The organism is Bradyrhizobium huanghuaihaiense (assembly GCF_025200885.1).
In the GTDB taxonomy this organism is placed as follows: Bacteria; Pseudomonadota; Alphaproteobacteria; order Rhizobiales; family Xanthobacteraceae; genus Bradyrhizobium; species Bradyrhizobium huanghuaihaiense.
Genome location: NZ_CP104172.1, coordinates 5,801,659 through 5,811,668, shown reverse-complemented (window position 1 = coordinate 5,811,668; position 10,010 = coordinate 5,801,659). Strand labels below are relative to the sequence as shown.

At 63.1% G+C, this 10,010-nt stretch carries 10 protein-coding genes; 5 read left to right on the top strand and 5 right to left on the bottom strand.

Going from position 1 to position 10,010, the window contains the following annotated elements:
* Positions 1–7: 7 nt before the first annotated feature.
* Entirely contained in the window at positions 8–823 is an 816-nt protein-coding gene (locus N2603_RS27885; RefSeq protein ID WP_018642966.1) for a sulfotransferase family protein, read from the top strand.
* A 230-nt stretch (positions 824–1,053) separates the two neighbouring features.
* Here the strand turns inward: N2603_RS27885 and N2603_RS27880 are convergent, their stop codons facing one another.
* The 5 genes from N2603_RS27880 to N2603_RS27860 all read right to left on the bottom strand — a co-directional run bounded on the left by N2603_RS27880 (position 1,054) and on the right by N2603_RS27860 (position 5,728).
* On the bottom strand, positions 1,054–1,926 hold the full coding sequence (locus N2603_RS27880) for an ABC transporter ATP-binding protein (RefSeq protein WP_260384649.1): 873 nt from the start codon (positions 1,924–1,926) through the stop codon (positions 1,054–1,056).
* Positions 1,923–2,825, bottom strand: coding sequence for an ABC transporter permease (locus N2603_RS27875; protein ID WP_260384648.1), 903 nt, complete (start codon positions 2,823–2,825; stop codon positions 1,923–1,925). Before N2603_RS27875 ends, N2603_RS27880 begins: the two co-directional genes overlap by 4 nt.
* The gene (locus N2603_RS27870) at positions 2,822–4,243 is read right to left on the bottom strand and encodes an ABC transporter substrate-binding protein (RefSeq protein WP_260384647.1); all 1,422 of its coding nucleotides are present in this window, start codon (positions 4,241–4,243) and stop codon (positions 2,822–2,824) included. Before N2603_RS27870 ends, N2603_RS27875 begins: the two co-directional genes overlap by 4 nt.
* 181 nt (positions 4,244–4,424) lie before the next feature.
* Positions 4,425–5,198, bottom strand: a complete 774-nt coding sequence (locus tag N2603_RS27865) for a Crp/Fnr family transcriptional regulator (RefSeq protein WP_260384646.1) — start codon at positions 5,196–5,198, stop codon at positions 4,425–4,427.
* Between the two features lie 230 nt (positions 5,199–5,428).
* Entirely contained in the window at positions 5,429–5,728 is a 300-nt protein-coding gene (locus tag N2603_RS27860) for a gamma-butyrobetaine hydroxylase-like domain-containing protein (RefSeq protein ID WP_026311985.1), read from the bottom strand.
* A 200-nt stretch (positions 5,729–5,928) separates the two neighbouring features.
* On the opposite strand from N2603_RS27860, the gene N2603_RS27855 reads away from it, so the two are divergent.
* The 4 genes from N2603_RS27855 to N2603_RS27840 all read left to right on the top strand — a co-directional run bounded on the left by N2603_RS27855 (position 5,929) and on the right by N2603_RS27840 (position 9,792).
* Complete coding sequence (locus tag N2603_RS27855) at positions 5,929–6,702, top strand: ferredoxin--NADP reductase (RefSeq protein ID WP_260384645.1); 774 nt, start codon at positions 5,929–5,931, stop codon at positions 6,700–6,702.
* A gap of 102 nt (positions 6,703–6,804) precedes the next feature.
* Entirely contained in the window at positions 6,805–8,547 is a 1,743-nt protein-coding gene (locus tag N2603_RS27850; protein ID WP_260384644.1) for a fumarate reductase/succinate dehydrogenase flavoprotein subunit, read from the top strand.
* A gap of 31 nt (positions 8,548–8,578) precedes the next feature.
* Entirely contained in the window at positions 8,579–8,812 is a 234-nt protein-coding gene (locus tag N2603_RS27845) for a 4Fe-4S dicluster domain-containing protein (protein ID WP_007593252.1), read from the top strand.
* 2 nt (positions 8,813–8,814) lie between these two features.
* Positions 8,815–9,792, top strand: coding sequence for a HEAT repeat domain-containing protein (locus tag N2603_RS27840; protein WP_026311983.1), 978 nt, complete (start codon positions 8,815–8,817; stop codon positions 9,790–9,792).
* Positions 9,793–10,010: the final 218 nt, after the last annotated feature.

The window sequence follows — 10,010 nt, the reverse complement described above, 5'->3', positions numbered from 1 at the left end:
CAGGATCATGCAAGGCGATATCCATTTCATCTCCGGACTTCCGCGCGCGGGCTCGACGCTGCTGTCGGCCATATTGCGGCAGAACCCGCGCTTTCGTGCCGGGATGACCGGCCCGGTCGGCTCGCTGGTCGACGGCATGCTGCGCAGCATGAGCATGAGCAACGAGACCGCGATCTTCATCACCGACGAGCAGCGCCGGGACCTCATCAAGTCGATCTTCTCGACCTACTACGCCGATCTGCCGAAAGGGCATGTGGTGTTCGACACCAACCGCAATTGGTGCGCGCGGCTGCCACTGATCACCGATCTGTTTCCGCGCGCCAAGGTGATCTGCTGCGTGCGCCAAATTCCCTGGATCCTGGATTCGGTCGAGCGGCTTATTCGCAAGAACAAGTATCAGCCGTCGGGCATCTTCAATTTCGAACCGGGCAGCACGGTGTATTCGCGCGTGGAAGGTTTGGCGGCCCCGAACGGCATGGTTGGCTTTGCCTGGAATGCGCTGCGCGAAGCGTTTTGCGGCGAGCAGACCGCCTGCCTGCTGGCGCTGACCTACGAGACGTTGACCAGCCAGCCGGAGCGGGCGATCGCGGCGGTCTACGAGTTCATCGGCGAGAAGCCGTTCGCGCATGATTTCCAGAACATCGAGTTCGACGCCGAGGAGTTCGACCGCAGGATCGGTACGCCGGGTCTGCACAAGGTCGGCAAGCGCGTGGAATCCCCGGGTCGCAAGACCGTGCTGCCGGGCGATCTCTGGCGCAAATACGAGAACGATGCGTTCTGGGGCGACCCCGCGCGCAACCCGAACCAGGTGAAGGTGATCTAGGGAAGGGAGCGGATACCTCGGATCAGGTTTCGCGGGGCGAAAGGCCGCCGATGCGCCACGCCGACTTTCAAGCCTTTTCGCGTGACGACGATACCTGCCATTGCGCTTTGCCCCCTGTGGGAGCGTTGCGAAACGTCTGCCGGCTCATAGCGCGGCAGTGCGAGGACGACGTGCATCTGCAATGCGATTCTATCTCCTCGCAAGAGGCGACACGTTAAGTGTGTTCTCGCCTAAAGTACCTCGACCAGCGAATGCCCGTGCAGCTCGATGTTCAGTCCCTGCATGCCCAAATCGTTGATCTCGCCGCCCATCGCTTTGAGGCTTTCCTCGCGGATCAGTGACATCAGTCCGCGGCGCAGCGCCAGGAACTCCGACGACATCATCATGGATTGCTGCCGCGGCCGCTCCAGCGGGATCGGAATCTCCGCCTTGATCGAGCCGGGCCGCGCGGTCATGCAGTAGACGCGGTCGGAGAGGAAGATCGCCTCGTCGATGTCGTGGGTGACGAACAGCACCGAGATCTTCAGCCGCTGCCACATATTGGTAAGGATCTGCTGCATGATGACGCGCGTCTGCGCGTCGAGCGCGCCGAAAGGCTCGTCCAGCAGCAGCACCTTCGGCCCCGTCGCGAGCGCGCGGACGATGCCGACGCGCTGCTTCATGCCGCCGGAGAGCTTTTCCGGATAGTGCTTCTCGAAGGCCTCCAGCCCGGCAAGTCCGAGCAGCGTGCGCGCGGCGCGCTCGCGCTGGGAGCGCGGCATGCCGCGCATCTTCAGGCCGAACTCGACATTCTCCCGCACCGTCTTCCAGGGAAACAGCGAATATTGCTGGAACACCATGCCGCGCTCGGCGCTGGGGCCGTTGACGAACTCACCGTCGACAGTCACCACGCCCGTGGTCGGCTTGAGGAAGCCGGCGACCGCATTGAGCAGCGTCGACTTCCCGCAGCCGGATGGGCCGACGATCGAGACGAACTCACCGGGTTTGACGTGGATCTGCGTGTCGGTCACGGCCTGCACCGGTCCCTCGATCGTCTCGTAGGCGAGGGAAAAGTTCTTGACCTCGATGTGGCCCTTCGACGTGTTCGCAAGCATCTCGCTCATGTCGACCTCCACGGCATCACCAATTGTCCGGCGCCGCAGATCAACAGACTCGATCCGAGGCCAAGCACGCCGATCGCGATCATGCCGAGCGCGATGTCGGCATATTGGACCAGCGAATACGCTTCCCAGGTGAAGTAGCCGATGCCGTACTGGCCCGAGATCATCTCGGCCGCGATCAGCGATACCCAGGCGACGCCCATGCCGACGGTGAGGCCGGTGAAGATGTGCGGCAGGGACGCCGGGAAATACACCTCGCGGAAGATCGAGCGTTCGCGCGCGCCGAGGCATTGCGCCGCGCGCACCAGCACCGGATCGACCAGCGACATGCCGTGCAGCGTGTTGACCAGGATCGGGAAGAACGAGCCGAGGAAGGTGATGAAGACGATGCTCTGCTCGTTGGTCGGCCACAGCATGATCGCCATCGGCACCCAGGCGATCGCCGGGATCGGCCGCAGCACTTCGGCGACCGGGAAGATGATCTCATGCACCAGCTTGAAGCGGCCCATGATCAGGCCGAGCGGCACTCCGACGATGGCCGCAAGCGAGAAGCCGATGAAGATGCGCCGGCAGCTCAGCAGGATATGCATCAGGAATTTGGGGTCGTGCATCGCCTTGGTGAAGCTGGCATAGACCGTGAGCGGCGAGGGCACGTTGGTGAAGCGCACGAAGAACACGACGCGGTAGGTCGTGAGCAGGTGCCAGACCAGCAGGAAGGCGATCAGGGAGGCAATGCCGATCGCGGTGGCGCGCAGCCGGCCCTGGTTGAGCCGGTACCAGCGCAGCGCGAGCGTGCCGAAGGAGGGCGGCGTTGCGGGCGGCGTGACGGCGGGCACAGGGCCCGCCTCTGCAATTGCCGGCATGTTGTCCTCGGGATGTCTGAGGAGGGCGGGACTGCTCACGTCTTGCCTCCGCCGACAGCCGCCTTCACGGTGTCATCGAAGCCGAGCACCTTGCCGCCGATTTTGGCGGCATAGGCTTCGGCGTCCTTCTTCAGCAGGAACGGTGCGACATCGCCATTGCCGACCGCGAAGAAGGCCTGGTCGGCGAACAGCTTTATGCCGCGCGTGGTGTCGAAGACATAGGCGACGTTGATCTTCTTGCCCTTGGCCTTGAAGTCGGCGTAGGCACCGAGCGTACAGTTGGCTGACGAGAACGGCAGGATGCCGGCTTCATCCACCCAGACCTCGCCGGCCTTGCGCGGATCCGTGATCGGCTTCTTGCAGAACGAGTCCTCGCCCGAGATCTCGTAGTTCCTGGTGCTCGCGAGCTGCGCGTCGTAGTCGAGCTTCATCTCGGCATAGGCCTTGCGGATGTAGCTGTCGTCGACCCACTTCTTCGGGTCGAACTCCTTCATGCGGCCGAGATTCTGCAGCACCTTGACGTCAGTCGCGGCCGCATCGATGAGCGCCGGCTTGATCGTGGGATCGGTGGTCATGTTGCCGCTGGGGCCGAGGAAGATGTAGACGACTTCCTTGCTGATGCCGGTCCATTCCTGGATTTTTTCCGCGGCCAGCTTCGGATCGTCGCGCAGCCACTGGTTGGCGGCGATCACCGCCTTGAAATAGGCAACGACGACCTCCGGATATTTCTCGGCGAAATCGGTGCGGACTATAATACCGTGAAAGGTCGGCAGGTTGGTCTCGACGCCGTCAAAGATCTTGCGCGCGAAGCCGCGGAACGGCAGCAGCTCGGCGAAGGGGACGAAGTCGGCATGCGCGTCGATCTTCTTCTCCTGCAGGTTGGTCGAGCCGACCTCCGGGCTCTGGCTGACGAGCTGGAAGAAGTCGGACGCGTAGCCGCGGTCCTGCATCGCCTTCAGCACCATGCCGTGCGCGGCGGAGCCGAAGGGCACGCTGACGAGCTTGCCCTTGAGATCGGCGAGGTCATAGTAGGGCGAGTCCTTGTGGACGACGAGGCCGTTTCCGGAGCCGGAGAGGCTGTAGGCGGCAATGCCGATCAGACGGCTCTTGCTCTCCGGATTGCTCTCGAAGGTGAAGCCGTTCACGATCAGCGGATAGTCACCCATCATGCCGATCTGCAGCTTGTTCGCCATCATCGCATTGGTGACGGGCGGCCCGGACGTGAAATTCTGCCACTCCAGCTCGAACTTGATGTTGGCGTATTTGCCGTCCTTGGGCAAATATTTCTCGAGCAGATGCAACTGGCGGATGACGACACCCGCGGTCACCGTGTTGGTCGTGGTGTCCTGCGTACCAATGCCGAGCGTGACGGTCTCTGCCGAAGCCGGCTGCGTGACGAGTAGCGCCAGCGACGTCACCGACATCGCGATCGAGAGCGTGGGAAGATGGCGGACCATTCTCATCCTCATTCGGTTGGATGTGCTGTGGTTGCCATGATTGGGTGAGGGCACCGGCAGGGCAAATCCGGAGTGGCCGCCGCAGTCGATTAGTTGCCGGGAAAAGCTGATTGCATACTCCTTGAGCAGTCCTGCACGATAAAGCCGCTTGCCTGTGCACCGGCCGTGGTCGCGAGGCCCTTTAATCCGAGCCCTGGCCGCGCATCTCCTCCAGCACGTCGGTCCGGCACACCACGATCTGAGACCGCTTCGTCAGGACGATTCCCTTCTCCTGCATGCGCTTCAGGCTGATCGTGACCCATTGCCTGGTGGCGCCGACCATGTGGGCGATGTCGGCATGAGTGAAGGCAGCCGCAATCACACGCCCGTCGGCGTCCTCGACGCCGTAGAGCTCGACCAGATGCAAAAGCAGATGCGCGAGGCGCTGCGTGATCGAGCGCGTTCCCAGCATCTGCGCCAGCGCCGAGTAGCATTTGCCCTTGAACGTGAGGCCTTCGATGAGGCCGATCGCGAGGTTCGGGATCTCTGCCGCAAGGGACCGCAGTTCCTTTCCGGGCAGATGCACGACGCTGCAATTGCTGGATGCAACGCCGGACCATTGATGCACGGTGCCTTCGAACACTTCGGGCCCGCCGACGAAATTGCCGACATGCCAGTACGCGAGTGTGATCTCGCGGCCCAGGGGCGATGTGTAGAAGACGCGGATGCGGCCGCTCTCGATCAGCCAGATGCCGTCATGCTTGCCGCCCTGGCTGAACAGCGTCTGGCCGCGGTTGAGCACCTTTCGCCGGCCCTGCTTCAGCACCAACTCCCGCTCGCGCGGCGAGAGCTTGTCCATCAACGGTGGTGGACCGCCGATCCATTGCTGGTTCTCGGTCAGCAGCAGCGAGGAACTGCCGGCAGGCCGGACTGCCGGGGGCACAGCCCCGCGAACCGCATTGGCCGCCTGCAACATCACCTGCCTCCGGAACGTTCAAATCGTTCTAAAGAGGAGCAATGTCCGTGCCAGATGGGGTTGGGGAGCCGAGGCCATCGCTGGGCCAAAATGGCTCTCCAGCGTCGTCCTGGCGAAAGCCAGGACCCATTACCACCGGCTTATGTGGTTGAGCGCGCGTGTTGCGGGCCTGCCATTGCAACTGGCTCTTGGGGTAATGGGTCCTGGCTTTCGCCAGGACGACTCCGAGGTTACCGCCCCGCCAGGCTCAGCAAATACATCTTCGGGTAAATCCCCCTGTTATGCCCGTCCGAGAACGAGATATTCAGCCCATAGCCAAGATCGCCGATCTCGGTGATCGCGATGCCCGGAAATGCTTCCGGAAAGCGGCCGTCGAAGCGGGCGCGGGTGCAGTGGGCACACTTGCAAGAGAGGCGGAGCTTTTCGGCGGCGACGCTCAGCGCATCGTCCTGCGTGGTGCGGACGAGGAGCGATGCGAGATCGGGGCTGGCTTCGTAGTCGGCCACCGTCGGTGCCACAAATGCGGTCATGGTCGTGACGAACCTCCGGCTTCTATCTACGCCGGTGCGGTTTCGCGCGAATAGCAACTAATTGCCGGCGCGGACGCGATCGCGTGCGTCTTCTTCGATCATCACCCGCGAAATGTGAAACTAATCGACCGGGAATTTCACTTCCGAATTGCCGGACTCTCTTCTCTCCGAGACCTTGGCGTCATCGAGAAGGAGAGACCATGAGCGTATTTCAGAAGGAAACGGTTCTGTCGGTTCGCCACTGGACCGAGTCCCTGTTCAGCTTCACCGCGACGCGCGATCCCGGCTTCCGTTTCCAGAACGGCCAGTTCGCGATGATCGGGCTCGAAGTCGAAGGCAAGCCGTTGATGCGGGCCTACAGCATGGCGAGCGCCAATCACGAGGAGGCGCTCGAGTTCTTCTCGATCAAGGTGCAGGATGGCCCGCTCACCTCGCGCCTGCAGAAGATCAGGGAAGGCGACATCATCCTGGTCGGCCGCAAGGCCACGGGAACGCTGATCACCGGCAATCTCATTCCGGGAAAGCGCCTATTGCTGCTCTCGACTGGAACGGGCCTTGCGCCCTTCGCCAGCTTGATCAAGGACCCCGACGTCTACGAGAATTCCGAGACCATCGTGCTCGCCCATGGCTGCCGCCAGGTCTCGGAACTCGCCTATGGCGAGCACCTTGTCGAGGGCCTGCGCAATCACGAGTTCTTCGGCCCCCTGATCCGCGACAAGCTCGTCTACTACCCGACCGTCACCCGCGAGCCGTTCCGCAACCGCGGCCGCATCACCGACCTGATCGCCTCCAATCAGCTGTTCGACGACATCGGACAGGGCGGCCTCGATATCGACACCGACCGCATCATGCTCTGTGGCAGCCCGGGAATGCTGGAGGAGCTGCACGCGATGTTCGCCGCGCGCGGTTTTGTCGAGGGCAATCACAGCCAGCCCGGCCATTTCGTTATCGAAAAGGCCTTCGTCGAGCGCTGAGGCCCAAATCGTATCGCGGCGACAACTAATTGCTATCGCGGGCGCGCCCTCTGAACAAATCTGATGCAAAGGCGCCGGGGATCGGCGAACCAGGAGCAAGTGATGGCACTAGATCAGATCGTCGACGGACTTTCAGAGGTTTCCTGCGATGTGCTGGTGATCGGCGGCGGCACGGCCGGCCCTATGGCGGCACTTAAGGCGAAGCTGAAGAACCCGAAGGCCAATGTCGTCCTGCTCGAAAAGGCCAACGTCAAGCGCTCCGGTGCGATCTCGATGGGCATGGACGGGCTGAACAACGCCGTCATCCCCGGCTATGCGACGCCGGAGCAGTACACCAAGGAAATCACCATCGCCAACGATGGGATCGTCGATCAGAAGGCGGTCTATAAATACGCGCAGAACTGCTACAAAATCATCGAGGAGCTCGACAGCTTCGGCATCCGCTTCCTGAAGAACGAGAACGGTGACTACGCCGTCAAGAAGGTGCACCACATCGGCACCTATGTGCTGCCGATGCCGAACGGCGAGACCGTGAAGAAGGCGCTCTACCGCCAGCTTCGCCGCGCCCGCATCCTGATTTCCAACCGCTACATGGCGACTCGATTGCTCAAATCGTCGGACGGCCGCATCGCCGGCGCCATCAGCGTCAACACCCGCACCGCCGAGATGCTGGTGATCAAGGCCAAGGCCGTGATCCTCTGCATGGGCGCCGCCGGCCGCCTGGGCCTGCCGACCTCCGGCTACATGTTCGGCACCTATGAGAACGCGGCCAATTCAGGCGACGGCTATGCCATGGCCTATCACGCCGGCGCGGCGCTCGCGAACCTCGAATGCTTCCAGATCAACCCGCTGATCAAGGACTATAACGGTCCGGCCTGCGCCTATGTCGCCGGCCCCTTCGGCGCGTACACGGCGAACAACGAGGGCTCGCGCTTCATCGAATGCGACTACTGGTCCGGCCAGATGATGCTGGAGTTCTACAACGAGCTGCTGTCCGGCAAGGGCCCGGTGTTCCTCCAGCTCAAGCATCTCCACCCCGACACCATCTCGGAGATCGAGTCGACGCTGCACAAGGTGGAGCGTCCGACGCGCGGCCTGTTCCAGCAGGGGCGCGGCGTCGACTACCGCAGCGAGTCCATCGAGATGCACATCTCCGAGATCGGCTTCTGCTCCGGCCACAGCGCTTCCGGCGTGTTCGTCGACGACAACGCGCGCACCACCGTGCCCGGCCTCTACGCGGCCGGCGACATGGCGAGCGTACCGCACAATTACATGCTCGGCGCCTTCACCAACGGCTCGGTCGCCGGCCTCGACGCAATGGAGTTCGCCGACAGCCACGACTTCGCGGAGTTCGACGCCGCCGATGTCGCGATGGAGCGTGACCGCGTGATGGCGCCGACCAAGCGCGAGGACGGCATTCCGCCGAACCAGATCGAGTACAAGACCCGCCGCCTCGTCAACGACTACCTCCAGCCGCCGAAGGTCACGCGCAAGTACGAGCTCGGCATGCGCCGCCTTGCCGAGGCGAGGGAGGACATGCAGGAGCGCATGATCGCGCGCAATGCGCACGAGCTGCTCCGCGCCCTCGAAGTGCAGTCGATCATGGACTGCGCCGACATGGCCGCGCATGCCTCGCTCTATCGCGAGGAGAGCCGCTGGGGCCTCTATCACTGGCGCACGGATTTTCCGGAGAAGGACAACGAGAACTGGTTCTGCCACACGCTGCTCAGCAAGCGAGACGGCAAGATGACCAGCGAAAAGCGCGCCGTCGAGCCGTACGTCGTGCCGATCGCCGACGACGAGAAGGACCTCTACGACAAGCAGCGCATTCGCGCCTCCGCCTGATCCACCAGAACACAGCAACAGGAGACATCAAATGCCTCTCGCGTCCTATCAGACATCGGTTCCGGTGGTCGTCGACGACGCCAAATGCATCGCGGACAAGGGTTGCACCGTCTGCGTCGACGTCTGCCCGCTCGACGTGCTGCGCATCAGCGACATGACCAACAAGGCCTACATGGCCTATGACGAGTGCTGGTATTGCATGCCCTGCGAGGCCGATTGCCCGACCGGCGCGGTCACCGTCAACATTCCCTATTTGTTGAGGTGATCATGTCGAGCCCGTTCGAATCCTACGACGATTTAGAAGACGCCGACGAGCGGCTTCAGGCCGCCGATCCCGCCGAGCGCCGCGTCGCCATCATCGCGCTCGGCCATTCCGGCGACCCCGCGGCGGTGGCGCATCTCGCCAACATGGTCGCCGACCCCGACGCCGGCGTGCGCCAGCAGGTCGCGATGGCGCTCGGCGAGTTCGATGGGCCGGAGGCGGCGAGCGCGCTGGTGAAGCTGCTGGTCGATCCCGAAAGGATCGTCGCGGCGGCTGCGGCCGACAGCATGGCCGAGTTCAAGGATCCGGCCTGTGCCGAGATCATCCTACCGCTGGTGAAGCACGCCCACGCCTTCGTCCGCATGGGTGCGCTGCGCGCGCTGAAAGAATTGCGCTGCAAGGACACGCTGAAGCCCGCTCTGGAAGCGCTCCAGGATTCCGATGCCGCCGTGCGGGTGCAGGCGATCGGCGTGATCGGCTTCCTCAAGCTGGAGGAATCCATTCCGGCGCTGACCGCACTGATCAACGATCCCGATGCCCATGTCCGTCGTGCCGCCGTGAGCGCGCTTGCGTTCTCGCAGATGAAGCCGGCGGCCGAGACCATCACGCGCGCGTTGAGGGATTCCGACTGGATGGTCCGCGAGATGGCGGCGGAGACGCTCGGCCTCAACATCAACGGTTCGCTCGCCGCCGATCAACTGGTCATCTGCCTCGCCGACGAGTTCTGGCAGGTGCGGCTGAAGGCGATCCGCAGCCTCGGCAAGATGAAGATCGAGCGTGCGGTGCGCCCGATCGGCAATTGCGTCAACCACGACCATGCCAATTTGCGAAAGGAGGCGGCCGCCGCGCTCGGCGAGATCGCCGATCCCGAGGGCGAGGCTTACCTCGCCGTGGTCGCCAACGATCCCGATCCCGACGTGCGCAAGAACGCGCGCTGGGCGCTCCAGCAGATCGCGGCGAAAAGGGCGCGAGCAGAATCGTAGGTCAAGATCTGAGTTCGACATTACCCTATACCGCGCACGTCCATATGCCGCACGCAGAGCCCGCGGAATAGGAGTTAGACCTGACTGCCCCTAACGGCGCACCGGCCCGGCGACGATTCGTCGCGAGGTCGATGTGGTGAAGCGAGGGCCGCAAATCTCGGGATGCCCGGCGGCCAACGCCAGCGAAATTAATTGCTTCTGCGTTACGGCGTCGCTCC